This is a genomic window from Pantoea sp. RIT413 (assembly GCF_003057675.2).
GTDB classification, from domain to species: domain Bacteria; phylum Pseudomonadota; class Gammaproteobacteria; order Enterobacterales; family Enterobacteriaceae; genus Pantoea; species Pantoea eucrina.
Genome location: NZ_QBJB02000003.1, coordinates 322,141 through 342,834, shown reverse-complemented (window position 1 = coordinate 342,834; position 20,694 = coordinate 322,141). Strand labels below are relative to the sequence as shown.

Sequence of the window (20,694 nt, the reverse complement as noted above, 5' to 3'; positions counted from 1 at the left end):
ATGAAAAATTCGTTACTGATTCTGACTGGCGCTGCGCTGCTGTTTACCGTCGGCAGCGCCGGCGCTGCAGAAAAAACGCCGCAGCAGGAGAAGATGGCGCGCTGTAATCAGCTCGCCGCCACGCAAAATCTGAAAGGCGATGAGCGCAAAACGTTTATGAGCGACTGCCTGAAAAAAGAGAGCAAGCTCGGCAATATGACGCCGCAGCAGCTGAAAATGAAAAGCTGCAACAGTGCAGCCGGGGAAAAAGATCTCTCGGGCGATGCGCGCAAAACCTTTATGAGCACCTGCCTGAAAAAAAGCGCCTGATGATAAAAGCGGCATCTGATTAATGACTTAGCTGCCGCTTGCTTTATTTTTCCTGCCAGTTTCCCACGCTTTGCCACACTTACTCTTTGCAGGGGTTTGTCATCCCGCATCCGAAAATAATAAAGGAGCAAGGTGTGAGCTATCAATCTATCACAGAGCTTAACGCGCTGGCGCAGCAGCAGCCCGCGCCGTTCAGCGTGGGCGAGACCGACATTATTTTGATTCGCGATGGCGATCAGGTGCAGGCGTTTCAGGCCAAATGCCCGCACGCCGGCGCGCCGCTGGCGGAAGGGGCCGTCTGTGACGGCAAACTGATCTGCCCGTGGCACAAAGCGGTATTTCAGCTGCAGGATGGAAAAATGTGTGAACCGCTGGCGCTGGCCAACCTGACGCGTTATCCGGTGCGGATCGAGCAGGGCAAGGTGCTGGTCAGTGAACAGCCGCTTTCTGAGGCATCCGCACCCGCTGCGGCAGATAGCGCGCCAGTCTATGTCATTCTCGGCAGCGGAGCGGCGGGCGCCGCGGCAATCTGGACGCTGCGCGATGAGGGATTCAGCGGACAGATTATTCGTATCGAGCGGGAGGCCGCGGCCCCGTATGACCGTACCGCGCTCAGCAAGTTTGTGCCGTCGGGCAAAATGGCTATTGAGGATGTCCCTGCGCTGCTGGAGCAGGATGTGCTGGGGCCGGTCGAACTGCTGCAGGATGAGGTGGTGCAGCTGCAGGCGCGTGCAAAGACGCTAACGCTGAAAAGCGGAGAGCAGGTGAGGTTTGACCGGCTGCTGGTGGCGACCGGCGGCGTACCGCAGGCGCCGGATATTCCCGGCCGGGATCTGGCCGGCGTTCACCTGCTGCGTTCGCGCGATCAGGCTGAGGCGCTGCTGAACGATGTCGATGAAACGCAGGAGCTGGTGATTGTCGGCAACAGTTTTATCGGTATGGAAGTTGCCGGAGCGCTGCGCAGTCGTGACGTCAAGGTCACCGTGGTTGCCCGCCAGCGTCTGCCGTTTGTAAAACAGTTTGGCAAAGAGATAGCGGAGCATTTTTATGCGCTGCACCGCAGCAACGGCGTTATCTTTGAGCAGGGTGAGCCGGAGGCGCTGGAGGGAGAGCGTGAAGTCACTGCGGTACGCCTGAAAGGAGGCAAAACGCTGCCCGCGCGGCGGGTGCTGCTCGGCACCGGCGTCAGACCTGCAACCGGGTTTGTGCATGACTTAACGCTGCAGGAGGATAGCAGCCTCCTGACCGATCGCCAGCTGCGGGTTACGGATAGCGTCTGGGTCGCCGGCGATATCGCCACCTATCCCACCGCCGATGGCGAACAGCGCATCGAGCACTATCGCGTGGCTCACCAGCAGGGGCGGATTGCCGCGCTGAATATGCTGGATAAGCAGATTGAGTACGACCGCGTACCTTTTTTCTGGACGGCGCACTACGGCACCCGTTACGAATATCTCGGGCATGCCGAAGAGTGGGATGAATATCGTCTGCTGGGTTCGCTGGATGACCAGACGTTTATTGCGTTCTACTGCCAGCAGGGGAGAATTGCAGCGGTCTGCTCGGCCGGATTGTACACGCTTACCGCCGCGCTAATCGAACAGATGCAGCAGCCGCTGACGCTGGCGCAGGGCGTGGCGCTCTATGAGCAGTACACCGCGTAACTGCCCGGCTTAATTCCGGTCCTCAGTTCAGGAAAGAGGACCGGATCGCCGACAGAAGAGGGCTGCGATTACGCTTTGCTCAGCGCCTCTGACTTCGCCATGCAGCGCTGCATGGCGTTCATCACCGCCGCGCGAAAACCATTCTCTTCCAGCGCTTTTACCGCCTCAATCGTGGTGCCGCCGGGCGAGCAGACCTGATCTTTTAGCTCAGCAGGATGTGTGCCCGTCTCGATCACCATCTGCGCAGCACCTTTCACCGCCTGCGCGGCAAACTGATACGCCTGCGCGCGCGGCATGCCGCCCAGCACGGCCGCGTCGGCCATCGCTTCAATAAACATAAATACATATGCCGGAGCAGAGCCGCTGACGCCCACAACCGCGTGGATCAGATACTCTTTGACCACGGCGGCTTTCCCGAAACTTTCAAAAATAGCGACGATATCGTCCACTTCCTGCGGCTCCACCAGCACGTTAGGTGTCACCGAGGTCATGCCCTCATTGACCAGCGCCGGCGTATTGGGCATCACCCGCACAATTTTGCGATCGTGACCCAGCACGCCGGCCAGCGAATCCAGCGTCACGCCTGCGGCAATCGAGACCACCAGCGCATCCTTCTTCATCACGCCCGCCAGATCGCTGAGCACTTTCAGAATCACATCAGGTTTGACCGCGCCAAACAGGATATCCGCCTCGCGCGCCAGTGCTTCTGCGCTCTCCGCCGCGCTGATCCCGTACTGCTGCGCCATCTGCTGGTTGGTTTCCGCTTTGCGGTCCCATACCAGAATATTGGCCGGGGCGATAAGCCCACTGTTGACCAGGCCGCTGATAATCGCCCGGGCCATATTGCCGCAGCCGATAAAGCCGATTTTTTTCTCCAGCATCGCTCTCTCCTTAATCGTATTGATTTCGCTGCGGGTTAGCTTACGTCAGCGCTCGTGAATAACAAGTGCCGGCAAAATATCGATTGCCTTTCCTGACCAGCGCGGCAAGATCGCGCCTGTGATTCATTACAGGGAAACCATTATGTCAATCTGGGTCGATGCTGACGCCTGTCCGGTGGTCATTAAAGAGGTACTTTACCGCGCTGCCGAACGGACAAAAGTGACGGTGACCTTTGTCGCTAACCAGCCGCTGCGCGTGCCGCCTTCACCCTTTCTGAAGACGCTGCAGGTCGCGGCCGGTTTTGACGTGGCGGACAATGAAATTGTGAAGCGCGTGCAGCCCGGCGAGCTGGTGATCACCGGCGACATTCCGCTGGCGGCAGAAGTGCTGGAAAAAGGGGCTGCCGCGCTGAATCCGCGCGGCGAGCGTTACTCGCCTGATACCATCCGGCAGCGCCTGACCATGCGCGATTTTATGGAAACGATGCGCGCCAGCGGCATTCAGAGCGGCGGTCCGGCGGCGCTGAGCCCGCGTGACCGCCAGCTGTTTGCCAACGAACTCGACAAGTGGCTGCGTCAGCGCTGATCAGACAAAGCTGTCATCATCATCAAAGCCGCCGTTGTCAAAATCATTCAGATCGCTGTTGTCGGCAAAGCTGTTGTCATTCCAGCTGCTGTTGTCACTGAGAAACGCATTGCTGCTGTCGTTGCCGTTGAACGTATCCAGGTTCTCATCCACCTGCGGCAGCGCCGGTTCGTTGATAATATTCACGATCTCCTCCGGCTGCGAGTGATGAAACAGGCTGGTGAGCATATCCGCCATCACCACGCCACCTGCCACGCCCACGGCCGTCTGCAGCGCGCCGCCGAGAAAGCCCGTGCCGCGGGCCGGTGCGGCTGGCTGCTGCGCATACTGCGGGGGCGGGCTGTTCCAGCCAGGCTGCTGCTGCTGCGGTTGCTGCTGACGCGAACCGCCGCCAAATAAACCGGAAAGAAAGCCGCCGCTCTGCTGCGGAGCCTGCTGCTGTGCCTGGTTATTTTCCAGCTCGGTGATGCGGGCATTCAGCTTTTTCAGCGCAGCTTCCTGAATCAGAATCGCCTGAGCCATGTAGTAGGGCGCGTCGGGCTGGTTCTGCAGATGCTGACGGATAAGCTGTTCCGCGCCCGCATCGCGCGGGCCACTCTGCTCACCGGCCTGTTTTAACCGGCTAAAGAGATTTTCAATGAGTTGCTGTTCCTGATTTTGCATGGTGAACCTCCGTTGGCGTTAAGGCTATCTATATGCGGGCAGGGGGCGCGAAAGTAAATCACTGACGTGGTAAGCAAATGTTGCCCGCTTACACCGCCCGGGTAATGCACAAAATGCGCATGGTTTTTCGCTGTAAATTCAGTGAGCTAATTATAGCAGCCGCCAGAGTGCGCGTATTTTGTGCTTTGAAACTGGCTGCTGAAATAAAATCCGGATATTATGCGATGCATTATTGACCTGATCGCCTGCCGGCGCGGCAGAGCACGGCGGAGAATAAGCCCGGATGTCATTACCCATCTATCTTATCGGCGCACGCGGATGCGGCAAAACCACTATCGGCCAGGTGCTGGCGCGCATGCTGAATTACACCTTCTGCGATACCGACCACTACCTGCAGCAGGCCGCGCAGCGCAGCGTGGCTGAAATTGTTGCCAGCGAAGGCTGGGAGAGCTTCCGCGCGCGCGAAACCGAGGCGCTGCGCGCCGTCACCACGCCAGCAGCGGTGATAGCCACCGGCGGCGGGATGGTGCTGGCTGAAGTGAACCGCCGCTTTATGCGCGAGCGGGGGCATGTGATCTGGCTCAGCGCACCGGCGGAAGCGCTGGCGAACCGGCTGCAGCAGCAGCCTGAAACCGCGCAGCGGCCCACGCTTACCGGCCAGCCAATTGCCGAGGAGATGGATGAGATCCTGCGCCTGCGCGCGCCGCTCTATCAGCAGGCGGCCCACTATCAGGTTGATGCCATGCAGCCGCCAGAGCAGGTTGCAGAACAGATCATCCGTTCGCTCGCGCTGGCCCGCGCCAGCTGATTTTTATCAGAAAACTCCCGCTTTACTGGCATCAATGCATGCTGGTCTATACTCAGTAACAGGCAGCGGATCGCCACTGCCGTGTGGAACACTGATAAGAGAGGGAAAACGATGCCATCCAGACCACCCTATCCGCGTGAAGCCCGTGTTGTGGCCGTCGAAAAAGGGCCCGAAGGTAAAAAAGTTACCTGGTATGAACTGCGTGCCGATCATCCTAAAGAGAACTCCCTGATCAGCGAGCATGAATCTGAGCAGGAAGCGCAGGATGCGAAAGATCGCTACGAAGATGTGGAAAAAGAATAAGCCGCACTGGCAGGGACGCCAGTGAATTCTCCGCACTCTCCTGAATTTTCCTGCCGCTGCGCCAGCAGCGATTTATTTGCGTGACACCCTGAGGGCTTCCCTTGTAATCTGCTGATAACCTTCATGTGCTGCGAGGAAAAAGCATGCTCAATGTCAGTGATTATTTCGACGGAAAAGTGAAATCGATCGGGTTCGACAGCGTGACCATCGGCCGCGCCAGCGTAGGCGTTATGGCTGAAGGCGAGTACACCTTTGGCACCGGCCAGCCGGAAGAGATGACGGTGGTGAGCGGCGCACTGAAAGTGCTGCTGCCAGGTGAGGCGGAGTGGAAGTGGTATGAGGCGGGCAGCACATTTAATGTCCCTGGCCACAGTGAGTTTCATCTGCAGGTAGCTGAGCCTACCTCCTATCTCTGCCGCTACCTGTAAACGGCGCAAGAGAGACAGAGCTGCAACCTTCAGGCTGCAGCTTTTTTTATGCCTGATTAGCGTGGTGCTTCGCCGCCGAGTGCGTCGGTCAGGCTGGCGATCAGCGCAGCGAGTTCGCCGGTCATCAGCGTAAAGTCAGCGTCAAAGCGCAGAGCGAAATCCTCGCGATCGATATCATCATTCTGTTCACGCAGCGTATCGCTGAATTTCAGGCGCTTTACTGAACCATCATCAGCAATCACAAACTGAATTCGCTCCTGCCAGTCGAGCGCCAGTCTGGTCACCACTTTGCCCGCTTCAATGTGGTTGGCGATCTCATCGGAGATCAGATCCTGCTTCTTGCAGCGGATCACGCCGCCATCTTCCAGCAGCGCTTTCAGCTCCGCCTCATCCATCAGGGCGTAGCCTGCGGGCAGGTCGCCGCCGCGCACCCACTCCGTCAGCGTCAGCTCAATCGGCTTCTCCATGGTCAGCGGCACGACCGGCAGCGAGCCGAGACTTTTGCGCAGCAGCGCCAGCGTATCTTCCGCTTTTTTGGCGCTGGCGCAGTCAACAGCGATCAGGTTATTGACCGTATCGATCCACAGAAAGGTCTGACTGAAACGGCTGAAAGCGCGTGGCAGCAGGCTGTGCAGCACTTCATCTTTCAGCGAATCTTTTTCGGTTTTCTTCAGCTTGCGGCTCTGTTCCGCCTCCAGCTTCTCAATTTTGGCATCCAGCGCCTGCTTCACGACCGGTGAAGGCAGAATTTTCTGCTCGGTACGGGCGCAGATCACTATCTGTCCGTTGACCTCATGGGCCAGCGCTTCCCCGCGGTTACCCATCGGCGATACCCAGCCGGTCTGGGCCATATCCTGACTTCCGCACGGTGAGAACGTAAATGCATCAAGCTGTTTTTCCAGATCGTCTGCGGACAGCGGAAGGTCACGATTCAGACGATAAACCATCATATTTTTAAACCACAACATCGGGATTCCTTACCGTGGGTGCGATCGGGCGCACAAGTCTCAAACAGGGAGCGCGCATGATAGCGAAACCTGCGCCGGGTTTCATTGCCTTTCCCGAATCGCCCCTCTACTGTATCTCCACCCCATGTGAATAATGAGGAATAACCCGTGCGTATCGGTATCGATTTAGGCGGCACCAAGACAGAGGTTATTGCTTTATCGGATGACGGCACGCAGCTGTTCCGTCATCGCGTGAATACCCCGCGCAACGACTACGCTGCTACGGTCGGCGTGATGGCGGATCTGGTTCGTCTGGCCGAAGCGCAGACCGGAGAGCGGGGCAGCGTCGGGGTCGGTATTCCCGGCTCGATTTCGCCCTATGCGCAGCGGGTTAAAAATGCCAACTCCACCTGGCTGAACGGACAGCCGCTGGATAAAGATCTGGCGCAGGCGCTGAGCCGGGAGGTGCGTATTGCCAATGATGCAAACTGTCTGGCGGTCTCTGAAGCCACCGACGGCGCCGGCGCCGGTCAGCCGCTGGTGTTTGCGGTGATCATCGGCACCGGATCCGGCGCGGGGATCGCCATGAACGGCGTGTCGCGTATCGGGCTCAATGGCAACGCCGGCGAGTGGGGGCACAATCCGCTGCCGTGGATGGATGCCGATGAGCAGCGCTTTCAGCAGGAGGTACCGTGCTACTGCGGCTTACGGGGATGTATTGAAACCTTTGTCTCCGGAACCGGTTTTGCCACCGATTACCAGCGATTAAGCGGGCAGGCGCTCAGCGGTGCGGAGATTATGCAGCTGATTGCGCAGCAGGATCCGCTGGCAGAGCAGGCGATGAGCCGCTACGAACAGCGGCTGGCGAAATCGCTGGCGCAGGTGGTAAATCTGCTCGATCCCGACGTGATTGTGCTGGGCGGCGGAATGAGCAATGTGGATCGTCTTTACCAGACGCTGCCCGGCCTGATGCAACCCTGGGTGTTTGGCCGCGAGTGTGAAACGCCGGTGCGTAAAGCGCTGCACGGCGACTCCAGCGGCGTTCGCGGCGCAGCGTGGCTCTGGCCGCTGGAGGGACAGGCGACGTTATGACTTACGCGGTGCAAAGCCAAACCACGCTGGCTGGGTGCGATCGGGCGGCGGCGGTAGCGCGGCGGACTGGCCAACCAGCTGCCAGGCGCGCAGGCACAGCGCCTCATCTCCCTGCGTCTGGGTAACGGCAAAGCGCCCGCTGGCCTGCCACTCCAGCCGCAGCCAGCACTGCTGTCCGGCGTAGTGCGCCGCATCGCGAAACTGCTGGTTAAGCTGATGCTGAACGCTGCGCGTCCAGTGGCAGGAGGCGCTTTCCGGTGCCACGTCCGGCTCGCACAGGTTGCTTAATGCGGCTGGCGGCGTGGCAGGCGGACGGGCGCAGCCAGTCAGCGTCAGCGCTGCCAGCAGCAGACCGGCTGCGGCGGCGATCAAATTTATTCTCATAACAGAACCTGAAAAACGGGAGCCAGCCGCTGAGTCTACCGCGCGCCGGGCGGAAAGCTATGGCATTCCTCTGACTCTCTGCAGAACCAGAATCAGTCGCAGGTTACTCCCCCGGCAGCTGCAGCTTGCTGTATCCCAGACCATTCATTTTCCGCACCCGGATCTGAACCGGGATACGCTCTTTCATCGCCTCAACGTGGCTGATCACGCCGATGGTTTTCCCGCTGGCGTTAAGCGCATCCAGCGCGTCGAGTGCGGTATCGAGCGTCTCAGCATCCAGCGTGCCAAACCCTTCATCAAGGAACAGAGATTCGATGCGGGTTTTGTGGCTGACCAGATCGGAGAGCGCCAGCGCCAGCGCCAGACTCACCAGAAAACTCTCACCGCCCGAAAGCGTCCGGGTATCGCGGGTTGCGTCCGCCTGCCAGGTATCCACCACCTCAAGCTCCAGCTCATCGCTGAGGCGTCGCTGCAGCAGATAGCGACCATGCAGGCGATCGAGCTGACGATTCGCCAGCCAGACCAGATGATCCAGCGTTAACCCCTGCGCAAACCGGCGGAACTTGTCACCTTTGGCTGAACCGATCAGATCGTTGAGGCGGCTCAGCTGCACCAGCTCAGCTTCATCGGCGGCGATCTCTGCCAGCAGCGCCTGCTGCTGCTGACGCAGGTGTGCATCACTCTGCAGCTGCTGCTGCGCTTCTCCCTGCTGGCGCGCGTTATCACGCAGCGCCAGGCGTAATGTCTCCAGCTGCTGGCTGAGAGCGGCAGCCTGTTCATCATTGAAGCCAGCGGGACGCTGCTGCTGATGCTGCGCCAGCCGCTGCTCCAGCTGTTCATAAAGAGCAATCTGCTGCAAACGCTGCTGCTCCAGCTGCTGCAGACGGGCGCGCAGCGGCAGCAGCACCTCTTCCGGCAGCAGCGCCGCGTGCAGTGCTGCTTCATCAGCAAATTCGCTCTGCCGCAGCGCCTGGCTGAACTGCTGTTGCGCCTGCTGCAGGCGCTCCGTCAGGGCGGCCTGCTGGCTGTACGTCTGCGCCAGCTGACCCTGCAGGCTGTGCAGTCCGCTTTGCGCCTGCTGCCACTGCTGCAGCGCGCCTGCCAGCGCCTGTTCCAGCTGCTGCAGTAGCGTGTGCTGCTGCCGGCGCGCCTCCGTTACGCTGCGCGTGCCAAACAGCTGGCTGCGCTGCTGCTGCAGATCCTGCTGCTGCTGCTGCATCAGCGTCAGAGCGTGCTGCAGGCTCTCCTGCTGCTGCTGTTCACGCTGCAGCGTCTGCTGCAGGCTATGCTGCTCGCTCCCCGCTCTGGCGATCTGCGGCTGCAGAGAAGTCAGTAATTGCTCACTCTCTTGCCAGCGCAGCCAGCGCTGCTGCTGTGCGGCAAACCAGCTGGCGCGTCCGGCGGGTTCCGGCAGGCGAAGCTGATGGGCCGCGAGCTGCTCCGTCAGCCGCGCCGCAGCGTGCTGCAGCGCCTGCTGTTCATCTCTGAAACGCTGCTCCAGATCGGCCAGCTGCTGCTGTGCGCTCTCCCGCTGCTGCTGTGCAAGCTGCTGCTCCTGCAGATGCTGCTGCCACCGCTGCTGCTGCTGCTGATGGGCATCTTTAGCCTGCTGCAGCACTGCCGCCGCCTCTTCACGCGCCTGCAGCTGCTGTTGCTCCGTCAGCTCCTGCGCCTCCAGCTGCTGCTGCCAGGCAGTGAACTCTGCATGCTGCGCCGGCGTAAAGTGCAGCCCCAGCGGGGTGCACAGCGCCTGCCACCTGGTATCGATGGTGGCCAGCTGGCGATCCAGTTCAGCCAGCTCCTCTTCCAGCGCCTGCTGCTGCTGCAGAGAGAGTTTCTGCTGTTCGCCCTGTGCCGTGCCCGCCTCTTTCAGCTGCGCCACTGCCGTCTCCAGCGCGGTAAGCCGCTGCTGATTCTCATCCGGCCGGAGCTGCTGATAGTCCGCTACCGCCGGGTGCTGACAGGAACCACACAGCGGGCAGGGGGCGTCAGGCTGTAGTCTGGCGCGCTCATCAGAGAGCCGGGCAATGGTCCGTTCCAGTTCGCACAGGCGACGCAGATCGAGCAGCGCCTGATGCTCGCGCTTCCAGCTGTCGCGCAGTTTCTGCAGTGTCTCTTCACCCTGCAGGTAACTCTGCTGCAGCTGCGTCAGCCGGGCAGCCCGCTGTACGCGCTGCGGTTGCAGCGATTGCCACTGCGCGGCCAGCAGCGTCAGCTGCTGACGCGGGGCGCGCTGCTGCTGATAGCGCGCAAGAGCATTGCGCAGATCGGCGCTGCGCTGCTGATTTTCCAGAGAGGTCAGCGCCTGCTCAGCCTGTTCGCGCCGCTGGCGGCTCTCCGTCTCCGCCTGCGCTAATGGCTTAGCCGCCTGTTCACGCGCTGCCAGCGTCTGCTGTAGCTGCGCCAGCTGCTGCTGCTGCCGCTGCTGCTGTCCGGCAAGCTGCGTCGCCGCCTGTTCACGCTCCTCAAGGTGTCCGATATCAGCCTGCCAGCGCGCCAGCTCCGGCCCCCAGCCGGCGGTAGCCGCTTCGCGCGTGCGCCACGCCTGCTGTTCAGCCAGCTGTAGCTGTAAGCGTTCACTCACCTGTTGCTGCTGCTGCAGCGCCTGTTCGCTGCGGGCGACCGCCTGTTGCTGCTGCGTCAGCTGCTGCTGCTGTTCACTCAGCTGCTGCGCGGTGCGCGCTATCTGCTGATCGAGCGGCAGCACCTGTTCAGTCAGCAGCGTTTCGAGCTGCTGTCCGGCTTCCACCGCCTCATCGCGCTTCTGCAGCGCCTGCTGATAATCGCGTTCCGCCTGCTGCAGCGTGGTTTCAGCCTGCTGCTGCTGCGCCTGTAGCTGCCGGACCAGCTGCTGCTGTGCATCACTGTCCTGCTGCAGCTGTTCACGCAGCTGCAGTCCGGCGCGCAGCTTCTCTGCCGGCTCGGCGCGCGCCAGCTGCTGGCGCTCTGCGGACGCCTGCTGCCACGCCTGCTCCGCTGCCTGGCGCGCCGCGTCAGCGTCCTGCTGCTCCTGCGTCAGCTGCTGTGCCTGCGCCAGCCACTGCTGCTGCGTCTGCGCCTGCGTAAGCTGTGCATTCAGCGCGCGCTCCTCCGCGCTTAAGGTCTCCAGCTGCTGTGTGAGCGACGCCCGCTGCGCCTCATCCAGCAGCGCGATGCCGCCGGCACGGGCGCGCAGCGTCTCAAGCGCGCCGCGCGCCGCGCGCCAGCGTTCAAAGATATGGATGGAGATATCGCCATAAATTTCGGTACCGGTCAGCTCCTCCAGCAGTTCGGCACGCTCGCCGGGCCGGGCGTTGAGAAACGCGGCAAACTGACCCTGTGACAGCATCATTGAGCGGGTGAAGCGGGCAAAATCGAGCCCGGAGAGCGACTCTATGGCTTTCAGCTTATCGCCGACTTTATCCGCCACGATCTGATTATCAGCGACCCGCGCCAGCTCCACGCGCGGCGCCTGCAGCTTGCCGTCAGCCTGACCGCGCGCCCGGTTCTGGCTCCAGAAGGCGCGCCAGGCTTCACCTTTGATTTCAAACTCGACTTCAGCCAGACACTCGGCGGTGTCGCGCGTCATCAGCTGATTCTCACTCTGCGACAGCCCGCCAAGGCGCGGCGTCTGGTGATAGAGCGCCAGGCAGATCGCATCCAGCAGCGTGGTTTTGCCGGCGCCGGTAGCGCCCGTGATGGCAAACAGACCGTTGCTGGCGAACGGCTCCTGGCGGAAGTCGATCAGCCATTCACCGCGCAGCGCGTTGAGATTTTTAAAACGTAGCGTCAGAATTTTCATGCGGATGGATCCTCGAGGGCGGCCAGCGCGCTGCGAAACAGGCGGGTCAGTCCGTCACTCTGCTGCGCGTCCAGCTCTGACTCCTGTGCCAGGCGACGGGCAAAAACCTCTTCGACTTTCAGTTCGCTCAGCGTCTCATTTGTCAGCCGTTCCAGGCTGCGCTGACGCAGCGCGCGGCTGCGGCGCACCAGCAGCACCTCTACCGGCAGCGTGGCCGTGAGCTGTTCAATACGCCGCTGCAGATCGGTGAGGTACTCCTGCGTGGTGATCTCGATATCCAGCCATACCGGCAGCGATCCCTCATAGCGGGCAAACTGGGCCAGCTGCGCCTCAATCTCTGCCATCGAACCTTTTAGCATCTGCATCGGCTGAAAGGCGGGTATGGTCAGCGCGGTTACGCTCTCCAGCGTGCGGCCAAAATCGAGTAGCCAGACGCTTTTATCACGTCCGCTCTCATCAAAACTGAGCGGGATCGGTGAGCCGCTGTAGCGAATATGTTCCGTGCCGGCAATCCGCTGCGCGCGGTGAATATGGCCGAGTGCAATGTAGTCTGCGGGCGGAAACGCCTGCGCCGGAAACGCATCCAGCGTGCCGATATAGATATCGCGTACCGCGTCGCTTTTGGTCACGCCCACGGTAGTGAGGTGGCCGGTGGCGACGATTGGCAGCGGCTCATCCAGCCGTTCTCTTTCTGCCACGGCGGCGCTATAGCAGTGCTGGTAATGCTGCTCGATCGCCTGCAGCAGCGATAACTGCTTGTCGCGACCGGACTGACCGGCCCGACTGCGCAGAATATCGCGCGGGCGCAGATAGGGGATGGCGCACAGCAGCGCGCCCGGCGATCCGTCGCGCTGCGTCAGCGTCAGCACCTGCTGTTCACCGCCGGGGGTAGCGCTGGTGATCACCTGGGTGTTAAGGCAGGCCAGCAGTTCGCGCGACTCATTCAGCGTGGCGACTGAATCGTGATTGCCCGCCAGCACAACCAGCTGACAGCCGCTGGGCTGCAGCGCGACCACAAACCGGTTAAACATTTCACGGGCGTAACTGGGGGGCGAACCGGTATCAAACAGATCGCCTGCCACGATCAGTGCATCAACCTGATGCTCAGCAATTTGCCGGAGCAGCCAGTCAAGAAAAGCCTGGTGTTCGGCGGCGCGACTCTTGCTGTAAAAAAACTGACCGAGGTGCCAGTCTGCGGTATGAATAATGCGCATGGGGTGTCCTGCCTGAAAGCTGGCGGCCAGTATAACGGCTTCGGGCACAAAGGAAAAAAGACGTTTTTGCCGGTGCGAGGGTGGTTTTTATCTCTTGCTTACCGGTCGGGTTTTTCATAAAAGTGTCATAAAACTGACGCATAATGACGCCGCATATCCTAGTGACATCCCGTCACACTCGCAGGAGCAATAATGGCCAAGCGCATTTTGGTTGTGGAAGATGAAGCGCCCATCCGGGAAATGTTATGTTTTGTGCTGGAACAGAACGACTATCAGCCTATTGAAGCGGAAGATTATGACAGCGCGATTAGCCGGCTGATTGAACCCTGGCCCGATCTGATCCTGCTGGACTGGATGTTGCCCGGCGGCAGCGGCATCCAGTTTATCAAGCATCTGAAGCGCGAAGCCATGACGCGCGATATCCCGGTCATGATGCTGACCGCGCGCGGTGAGGAAGAGGATCGCGTACGTGGACTAGAAGTAGGCGCAGATGATTACATTACCAAGCCGTTCTCACCGAAAGAGCTGATGGCGCGTATCAAAGCCGTCATGCGGCGCATCTCTCCGATGGCGGTCGAAGAGGTGATTGAGATGCAGGGGCTGAGTCTCGATCCCTCCTCACACCGCGTGATGTCAGAGACCACGCCGCTGGAGATGGGGCCAACCGAATATAAGCTGCTGCATTTCTTCATGACGCATCCGGAGCGGGTCTACAGCCGCGAACAGCTGCTGAACCACGTCTGGGGCACCAACGTCTATGTCGAAGATCGCACCGTAGATGTGCATATTCGTCGCCTGCGTAAAGCACTGGAAATCTCCGGCCACGATCGTATGGTGCAAACCGTACGCGGAACAGGGTATCGTTTCTCTGCCCGCTACTAAACGGAGCCTGCTACCGTGCTGGAACGCCTCTCCTGGAAGCGATTACTGACCGAGCTGGCGCTGGCCTGTCTGCCTGCGCTGCTGTTCGGCCTGCTGTTTGGTTATCTGCCGTGGTGGCTGCTGGCAGCCGTCTCAGGCGTTCTGGCCTGGCACTTTACTAATCTGATGCGGCTCTCCCACTGGCTGTGGGTCGACCGCTCAATGACGCCGCCCACCGGGCGCGGCAGCTGGGAACCGCTGTTTTATGGCCTCTACCAGATGCAGCTGCGTAACCGCCGTCGCCGCCGCGAGCTGGGAAACCTGATCAGGCGTTTTCGCAGCGGCGCGGAGTCGCTGCCGGATGCCGTGGTGCTCACCACCGAAGAGGGCACCATTTTCTGGTGCAACGGCCTCGCTCAGCAGCATCTGGGGCTGCGCTGGCCGGAGGATAACGGCCAGAATATTCTCAACCTGCTGCGCTATCCTGAATTCTCCCGCTATATCCGCCAGCGCGACTTTGCCCGGCCGCTGACGGTGGTGCTGAATAATCAGCGGCACATGGAGTTCCGCGTGATGCCTTACAGCGAGGGGCAGTGGCTGATGGTGGCGCGCGATGTGACCCAGATGCATCAGCTGGAGGGCGCCCGCCGCAACTTTTTTGCCAACGTCAGTCATGAATTGCGTACGCCGCTCACGGTGCTGCAGGGCTATCTGGAGATGATGGACGATGAGGCGATGAATGCGCGCACGCGCAGCAAAGCGCTGGGCACGATGCAGGAGCAGACCCGGCGCATGGACAGCCTGGTCAGGCAGCTGCTGACGCTGTCGCGCATCGAGGCGGCCCCGGCGCTCGATCTCAAAGAGCGGGTCGATGTACCGGCCATGCTGCATCTGCTGCAGCGCGAAGCGGAAACGCTGAGCCAGGGGCGCCATGTTATTCACTTCCATACCGATCCTCACCTGCGCGTACTGGGTAACGACGAGCAGCTGCGCAGCGCTATCTCGAACCTGGTCTATAACGCGGTTAACCACACGCCGGAAGGCACGCATATTCATATCAGCTGGCTGCGCACGCGGCAGGGAGCGGAGTTTAAAGTCTGCGATAACGGTCCCGGCATCAGCGAGGAGCATCTGCCGCGCCTGACGGAGCGTTTTTACCGCGTTGATAAAGCGCGGTCGCGCGCTACCGGGGGCAGCGGACTGGGGCTGGCGATCGTCAAGCATGCGCTGAGCCATCACGGTGCGCGGCTGGAGATCAGCAGCTGGCCGCATCAGGAGACCTGCTTTCGCTTTCTGCTGCCGTCGCGTCTGATTGTGGAAGAGGCCGCGCAGGAGCGGGCGGGGTAATCTGCATTGCGCCGTTTTCGCAGGCTTGCCACAATAGCGCTCTTCTTCTCTCTGACGGCGGCTCCATGCTGAAATCTCTGCTGTTCACACTTCTGCTGCTCTTCTCTGTGCTGGCGCAGGCGCAAAAAGCGATGCTGACCGGCAACCTCAGCAGCGCCGGGTCAGATACGCTGGGCTATCTGATGACGCTGTGGGGGGAAGATTTCAGCCTGCAGGCGCCCGGCGTCAACGTTCAGGTACAGGCGGCGGGCTCTTCGACCGCGCCAACGGCGCTGGCAGCGGGAGCCGCACAGCTGGGCGCGATGAGCCGGCCGATGCAGAACGATGAGCGACAGCTGTTTATTGCCCGCTACGGCTATCCGCCGCTCGCCGTACCGGTCGCCATGGATGCGCTGGTCGTGGTGGTGAACCAGGCTAATCCGCTGCAGCGTATCAGCCAGCCGCAGCTTGATGCGCTCTATTCTGTTACCCGGCTGTGCGGCGGCACGCAGGTTCCGCAGCGCTGGGGCGATACGGGCGTGACAGATGATAAGTGGGCGCAGCGGCGCATCCAGCGCTTTGGCCGCAACTCTGCCTCCGGCACCTGGGGGTTCTTCAAGCAGCAGGCGCTTTGCCGCGGCGATTTTCGCGCTGACGTGGCGGAGTTTCCCGGTTCGGCTGCCGTGGTGCAGGCGGTTGCGACCACGCCAGAGAGTATCGGCTACGCCAGCTTTGGCTTTCATCTCAGCGGTGTGAAGATCGTGCCGATTGTCACCCGGACCGGCGAAAGCATCATGCCCGATGCCGATACCATCCGCAGCGGTCGCTATCCCTGGTCCCGGCCGCTCTATATTTACGTGAACAAACCACCGGGCAAGCCGCTGCCGCCGCTGGTGGCGGCATTTCTGCATCAGGTACTGTCGTCGCAGGGACAGCGGCGGGTGGCGGAAGCGGGCTATTTACCTCTCTCCGATGCGCAAATCTCCGCTGCGCGGGCGGCCATTGAATAAGCAGCAAGCGCGTGCTCAGGAAAATGAATTTTCTTCATGTCTGCTGAAAATTCTTCCGTTGCCCCGCGCGCGGAAGCGTGGCACTCTTTGGACATATAGCCATCCAGATGGCTGAAAAAACCAGAAGAAATTATACCTGACCGCAACTACCGGTCTGCAAGGAGAATCTATGCCCGCTCAGCACGCCCCGTTCCGCGCCGATACCGTCGGCAGTTTTCTGCGTCCCGCTGCGATCAAACAGGCGCGCGAACAGCACGCCCGTGGTGAGATTAGCGCTGAGCAGCTGCGCGAAGTGGAAGACCAGGCTATTCGCGATGTTGTCGCGCAGCAGCGTGCCAATGGCCTGCAGGTTGTCACTGACGGCGAGTTCCGTCGCGCGTGGTGGCACTTCGATTTCTTTGGCGATCTGAATGGCGTAGAGCTGTTCGAAGCGGAGCAGGGGATCCAGTTCAACGGCGTACAGACCAAAGCGCACGGTGTAAAAGTCACCGGTAAAGTCTCGTTTAATCCGGCGCATCCGATGCTGGAACACTTCCGCTTTCTGCAGAGTATCGCCGGCGACGCGGTCGCTAAAATGACGATTCCCAGCCCGAGCGTGCTGCATTTCCGCGGCGGCCGCAAGGTTATCGACGCCACGGTTTACCCCGATCTGGATGCCTACTTTGCCGATCTGGCGCAGACCTATAAAGACGCCATTGCCGCGTTTTATGCTGCCGGCTGCCGCTATCTGCAGCTGGACGATACCGTCTGGGCCTATCTCTGCTCCGGGGAGCAGCAGGAGCAGATCCGCGCACGCGGCGACGATCCGCAGGCGCTGGCCCGCACTTATGCCCAGGTGCTGAACGCGGCGCTGGCAGATAAACCGGCCGATCTCACCGTCGGGCTGCACGTGTGCCGCGGTAACTTTCGCTCGACCTGGATATCAGAAGGCGGCTATGAGCCGGTAGCGGAGATCCTGTTTGGCGGCGTGAATATCGACGCCTTTTTCCTGGAGTATGACAACGAACGCTCCGGCGGATTTGAGCCGCTGCGCTTTATTAAGCCAGGTCATCAGAAAGCGGTACTCGGCCTTATCACGACTAAAACCGGCGCGCTGGAAGATCCTGAACAGGTTAAAGCGCGGCTGCAGGAAGCGGCGCAGTACGTCAGCCTCGATCAGATCTGCCTCAGCCCGCAGTGCGGCTTTGCTTCCACCGAAGAGGGTAATAGCCTGAGCGAAGCGGAGCAGTGGCAGAAGATCCGTCTGGTGGTGGATATCGCTAAACAGGTGTGGTGAGAGTGTAAAGTTGTGCAGACAGGCGCGTAAATCGCGCCTTTTGTGCATCCTGAACCGCACTTATGCAAGAACAACTTTCGCTTTGTCTGAATTTTAAACAAATCATCTGGGGTGTTTAGCGGCTATTTCGCCCATATTCACTGCCTGCGTACGCTTATGCGCGATATCCTTCTGGTTTTCCGATCCCGTATTGTCTTTCTCCGCTATAAACGTTTTAATTTGCGCCGTTGTCGATTCATCCCTCTGTGAACAGAAGAAAAGCAGATTAAATCACCTGCGCTGTCTCGATTCGGCCCGCATTTCGCACTGGGTAATCCAGCTAAGCCATTGTTATCGCGCAATCAGGGGACAACACAAACTCAACTTCCACCGCAACATCAGCTACAGGCACGACAGAAGTTATGACATACCGTTTAACCTCGAGGGACATCCTTGCGCTGGGCTTTATGACCTTTGCCCTGTTCGTTGGCGCAGGCAACATTATCTTTCCACCGATGGTGGGAATTCAGTCTGGTGAACACGTCTGGGTCGCCGCACTCGGCTTCCTCGCGACCGCGGTCGGCCTGCCGGTCATGACCGTGATCGCGCTGGCGCGCGTTGGCGGCGGCATCGATGCGCTCAGTTCGCCAATCGGTAAAGCAGCGGGTCTGCTGCTGGCGACGGTCTGCTATCTGGCCGTGGGACCGCTGTTTGCGACGCCGCGTACCGCGACCGTTTCGTTTGAAGTCGGTATCGCTCCGCTGACCGGTGACGGCCCGCTGCCGCTGTTTATCTATAGCCTTATTTACTTTGCGCTGGTTATCGGGATCTCCCTCTATCCGGGCAAGCTGCTGGATACCGTCGGGCACGTGCTGGCGCCGCTGAAAATTGTCGCGCTGACCATACTCGGCGTTGCCGCGCTGGTCTGGCCGGCGGGCGGTATTGCGCCTGCGACGGCAGACTATCAGCGCGCGGCGTTCTCTACCGGTTTTGTAAATGGCTATCTCACCATGGATACGCTGGGCGCCCTGGTGTTTGGTATCGTGATTGTGAATGCGGCGCGTTCGCGCGGCGTTGAAGATGCGAAACTGCTGACGCGCTACACCATGCTGGCTGGCCTGATAGCCGGTGTCGGACTGACGCTGGTCTACCTGAGCCTGTTCAAGCTTGGCTCCGGCAGCGCTGGCCTGGTTGACCAGAATGCCAACGGCGCCGCTATTCTGCACGCTTATGTACAGCAGACGTTTGGCAGCATGGGCAGCTTCTTCCTCGCGGCGCTGATCTTTATCGCCTGCATGGTAACGGCCGTTGGCCTGACCTGCGCCTGCGCTGAGTTCTTTGCACAGTATCTGCCGCTCTCGTACAAAGCGCTGGTGTTTATTCTGGGCCTGTTCTCGATGGTGGTGTCAAATCTGGGGCTGAGCCATCTGATTCAGATCTCCATCCCGGTGCTGACAGCAATTTATCCGCCCTGTATCGTGCTGATAGTGCTAAGCTTCACCCTCAACTGGTGGAACCGCAGCGCGCGTATTATTGCGCCAACCATGCTGGTCAGCCTGCTGTTTGGCATTGTGGATGCAATCAAAACCACCAGCTTTAAAGAGATACTGCCGCTGTTCAGCCAGCATCTGCCGCTGGCCGATCAGGGACTCGCCTGGCTGCCGCCTTCGCTGGCAATGATGGTGATTGCTGCCGTCGTGGATCGCGTTAAAGGACCACAGCAGGTAGTCGTCCGGCAGTAAACGACACGGCTGTTCATTCCGACCACGGGCTTGCCCGTGGTTTTTTCATTTTCACAGGACCTGTTTGTTATGCAAGAAACCAACACGCTCAAACGCGGACTGAGCACGCGCCATATTCGCTTTATGGCGCTGGGATCGGCAATCGGTACCGGGCTGTTTTACGGCTCGGCGGATGCTATCAGGATGGCGGGGCCCAGCGTTTTACTGGCCTATATTATTGGTGGCGCGGTGGCCTATATCATCATGCGTGCGCTGGGGGAGATGTCGGTTAACAATCCGCAATCAAGCTCCTTTTCGCGCTATGCGCAGGATTATCTCGGTCCGCTGGCGGGCTATATCACCGGCTGGACCTACTGCTTTGAGATCCTGATTGTGGCGATCGCGGATGTCACCGCGTTTGGCATCTATATGGGCGTCTGGTTTCCGGATGTACCGCACTGGATCTGGGTGCTGTCGGTAGTGCTGATTATCGGCGCCATCAACCTGATGAGCGTGAAGGTGTTTGGCGAAGTAGAGTTCTGGTTCTCTTTCTTTAAGGTCGCCACCATTATCATCATGATTGTGGCGGGCTTTGGCATGATTTTCTGGGGCATCGGCAACGGCGGAACGCCGACCGGGATCCATAATCTCTGGAGCAACGGCGGCTTTTTCGCCCACGGTATTGTGGGTATGCTGCTCTCGCTGCAGATGGTGATGTTTGCCTATGGCGGGATCGAAATCATCGGTATTACCGCCGGTGAAGCGGATGAGCCCGCCAAATCGATTCCGCGCGCGATCAATTCGGTGCCGCTGCGTATCCTGGTGTTTTATGTGGGTACGCTTTTTGTCATCATGTCGATCTACCCGTGGAATCAGGTCGGTACCGAGGGCAGCCCCTTTGTGCTGACGTTCCAGCATCTGGGTATCGCTGCGGCGGCGTCAATTCTTAACTTTGTGGTGCTGACCGCTTCGCTATCTGCCATCAACAGCGATGTGTTTGGCGTGGGGCGTATGCTACACGGTATGGCGCAGCAGGGCCATGCGCCTAAAGTGTTCCAGAAAGTCTCTTCGCGCGGCATCCCGTGGGTGACGGTGGTGGTGATGATGTTTGCGATGCTTATCGCCGTTTATCTGAACTACCTGATGCCGGAAAAAGTCTTCCTGGTGATCGCCTCGCTGGCGACCTTTGCCACGGTCTGGGTATGGATCATGATCCTGCTGTCGCAGATCGCATTCCGGCGCAAAATTGGCAAGGCGCAGGCGGCGCAGCTGCAGTTTGCCGTACCGGGCGGCAGTGCCACCACCTGGGCAGGCGTGCTGTTTCTCGCCTTTATCATTGCGCTGATTGGCTATTTCCCTGATACGCGAATTTCACTCTACGTGGGCTTTGCCTGGATTGTGCTGCTGCTGCTGGCGTGGCCGCTGGTGAAAAAGCAGAAACGCTGAGCGTCAGGCTAAAAAGAA

General features: G+C 60.0%; 19 protein-coding genes. 13 read left to right on the top strand and 6 right to left on the bottom strand.

Annotation, left to right across the window (positions count from 1 at the left end; translation table 11 throughout):
• A complete protein-coding gene (locus DBY66_RS07150; RefSeq protein WP_039382937.1) occupies positions 1-309 on the top strand; it encodes a PsiF family protein in 309 nt (102 codons plus the stop codon).
• A 134-nt stretch (positions 310-443) separates the two neighbouring features.
• Positions 444-1,970 (top strand): FAD-dependent oxidoreductase, encoded by a 1,527-nt coding sequence (locus tag DBY66_RS07145; protein WP_108569650.1) that lies wholly within the window; start codon positions 444-446, stop codon positions 1,968-1,970.
• A 68-nt stretch (positions 1,971-2,038) separates the two neighbouring features.
• Here DBY66_RS07145 and proC read toward each other — a convergent pair whose 3' ends face one another.
• Positions 2,039-2,851 (bottom strand): pyrroline-5-carboxylate reductase, encoded by an 813-nt coding sequence (gene proC / locus DBY66_RS07140; RefSeq protein ID WP_104084623.1) that lies wholly within the window; start codon positions 2,849-2,851, stop codon positions 2,039-2,041.
• 142 nt (positions 2,852-2,993) lie between these two features.
• Here proC and DBY66_RS07135 point away from each other — a divergent pair, with 142 nt between their 5' ends.
• Entirely contained in the window at positions 2,994-3,437 is a 444-nt protein-coding gene (locus tag DBY66_RS07135; protein ID WP_039382940.1) for a YaiI/YqxD family protein, read from the top strand.
• Here DBY66_RS07135 and DBY66_RS07130 read toward each other — a convergent pair whose 3' ends face one another.
• Positions 3,438-4,100 carry a DUF2076 domain-containing protein gene (locus tag DBY66_RS07130; protein ID WP_039382941.1) on the bottom strand — a complete coding sequence of 221 codons (663 nt, stop codon included), beginning with the start codon at positions 4,098-4,100 and terminating at the stop codon, positions 3,438-3,440. It lies immediately after the preceding gene.
• 283 nt (positions 4,101-4,383) lie between these two features.
• On the opposite strand from DBY66_RS07130, the gene aroL reads away from it, so the two are divergent.
• The 3 genes from aroL to ppnP all read left to right on the top strand — a co-directional run bounded on the left by aroL (position 4,384) and on the right by ppnP (position 5,639).
• Positions 4,384-4,908 carry a shikimate kinase AroL gene (gene aroL / locus DBY66_RS07125; RefSeq protein ID WP_039382942.1) on the top strand — a complete coding sequence of 175 codons (525 nt, stop codon included), beginning with the start codon at positions 4,384-4,386 and terminating at the stop codon, positions 4,906-4,908.
• A gap of 111 nt (positions 4,909-5,019) precedes the next feature.
• Positions 5,020-5,211 carry a YaiA family protein gene (locus DBY66_RS07120; protein WP_039382943.1) on the top strand — a complete coding sequence of 64 codons (192 nt, stop codon included), beginning with the start codon at positions 5,020-5,022 and terminating at the stop codon, positions 5,209-5,211.
• A 143-nt stretch (positions 5,212-5,354) separates the two neighbouring features.
• Positions 5,355-5,639 (top strand): pyrimidine/purine nucleoside phosphorylase, encoded by a 285-nt coding sequence (gene ppnP / locus DBY66_RS07115; RefSeq protein ID WP_039382944.1) that lies wholly within the window; start codon positions 5,355-5,357, stop codon positions 5,637-5,639.
• A gap of 56 nt (positions 5,640-5,695) precedes the next feature.
• Here the strand turns inward: ppnP and rdgC are convergent, their stop codons facing one another.
• Positions 5,696-6,607: a recombination-associated protein RdgC gene (gene rdgC / locus DBY66_RS07110; RefSeq protein WP_039382945.1), complete on the bottom strand. Its 912-nt coding sequence runs from the start codon at positions 6,605-6,607 to the stop codon at positions 5,696-5,698.
• A gap of 147 nt (positions 6,608-6,754) precedes the next feature.
• Between rdgC and mak the strand changes: the two genes are divergently transcribed.
• Positions 6,755-7,678 carry a fructokinase gene (mak, locus tag DBY66_RS07105; protein WP_108569651.1) on the top strand — a complete coding sequence of 308 codons (924 nt, stop codon included), beginning with the start codon at positions 6,755-6,757 and terminating at the stop codon, positions 7,676-7,678.
• On the opposite strand, the gene DBY66_RS07100 is transcribed toward mak, so the two are convergent.
• The 3 genes from DBY66_RS07100 to sbcD all read right to left on the bottom strand — a co-directional run bounded on the left by DBY66_RS07100 (position 7,673) and on the right by sbcD (position 13,057).
• Positions 7,673-8,062 (bottom strand): cell envelope integrity TolA C-terminal domain-containing protein, encoded by a 390-nt coding sequence (locus DBY66_RS07100; RefSeq protein ID WP_082032647.1) that lies wholly within the window; start codon positions 8,060-8,062, stop codon positions 7,673-7,675. The two genes, mak and DBY66_RS07100, sit on opposite strands and share 6 nt — an antisense overlap.
• Before the next feature lie 103 nt (positions 8,063-8,165).
• Positions 8,166-11,843 carry an AAA family ATPase gene (locus tag DBY66_RS07095; RefSeq protein WP_108569652.1) on the bottom strand — a complete coding sequence of 1,226 codons (3,678 nt, stop codon included), beginning with the start codon at positions 11,841-11,843 and terminating at the stop codon, positions 8,166-8,168.
• The gene (sbcD, locus tag DBY66_RS07090) at positions 11,840-13,057 is read right to left on the bottom strand and encodes an exonuclease subunit SbcD (RefSeq protein ID WP_108569653.1); all 1,218 of its coding nucleotides are present in this window, start codon (positions 13,055-13,057) and stop codon (positions 11,840-11,842) included. The genes DBY66_RS07095 and sbcD overlap by 4 nt, the downstream gene beginning before the upstream one ends.
• A 192-nt stretch (positions 13,058-13,249) precedes the next feature.
• Here sbcD and phoB point away from each other — a divergent pair, with 192 nt between their 5' ends.
• The 6 genes from phoB (at position 13,250) to proY (ending at position 20,676) form a co-directional block, all read left to right on the top strand.
• The gene (gene phoB, locus DBY66_RS07085; protein WP_039382949.1) at positions 13,250-13,939 is read left to right on the top strand and encodes a phosphate response regulator transcription factor PhoB; all 690 of its coding nucleotides are present in this window, start codon (positions 13,250-13,252) and stop codon (positions 13,937-13,939) included.
• A 15-nt stretch (positions 13,940-13,954) separates the two neighbouring features.
• The gene (gene phoR / locus DBY66_RS07080; protein ID WP_071668615.1) at positions 13,955-15,265 is read left to right on the top strand and encodes a phosphate regulon sensor histidine kinase PhoR; all 1,311 of its coding nucleotides are present in this window, start codon (positions 13,955-13,957) and stop codon (positions 15,263-15,265) included.
• 68 nt (positions 15,266-15,333) lie between these two features.
• On the top strand, positions 15,334-16,254 hold the full coding sequence (locus DBY66_RS07075; RefSeq protein WP_108569736.1) for a phosphate ABC transporter substrate-binding protein PstS family protein: 921 nt from the start codon (positions 15,334-15,336) through the stop codon (positions 16,252-16,254).
• 169 nt (positions 16,255-16,423) lie between these two features.
• Positions 16,424-17,530, top strand: coding sequence for a cobalamin-independent methionine synthase II family protein (locus DBY66_RS07070; protein ID WP_039382951.1), 1,107 nt, complete (start codon positions 16,424-16,426; stop codon positions 17,528-17,530).
• Positions 17,531-17,931: 401 nt separating this feature from the next.
• A complete protein-coding gene (brnQ, locus tag DBY66_RS07065; RefSeq protein WP_039382952.1) occupies positions 17,932-19,251 on the top strand; it encodes a branched-chain amino acid transport system II carrier protein in 1,320 nt (439 codons plus the stop codon).
• A gap of 69 nt (positions 19,252-19,320) precedes the next feature.
• The gene (proY, locus tag DBY66_RS07060; RefSeq protein ID WP_039382953.1) at positions 19,321-20,676 is read left to right on the top strand and encodes a proline-specific permease ProY; all 1,356 of its coding nucleotides are present in this window, start codon (positions 19,321-19,323) and stop codon (positions 20,674-20,676) included.
• Positions 20,677-20,694: the final 18 nt, after the last annotated feature.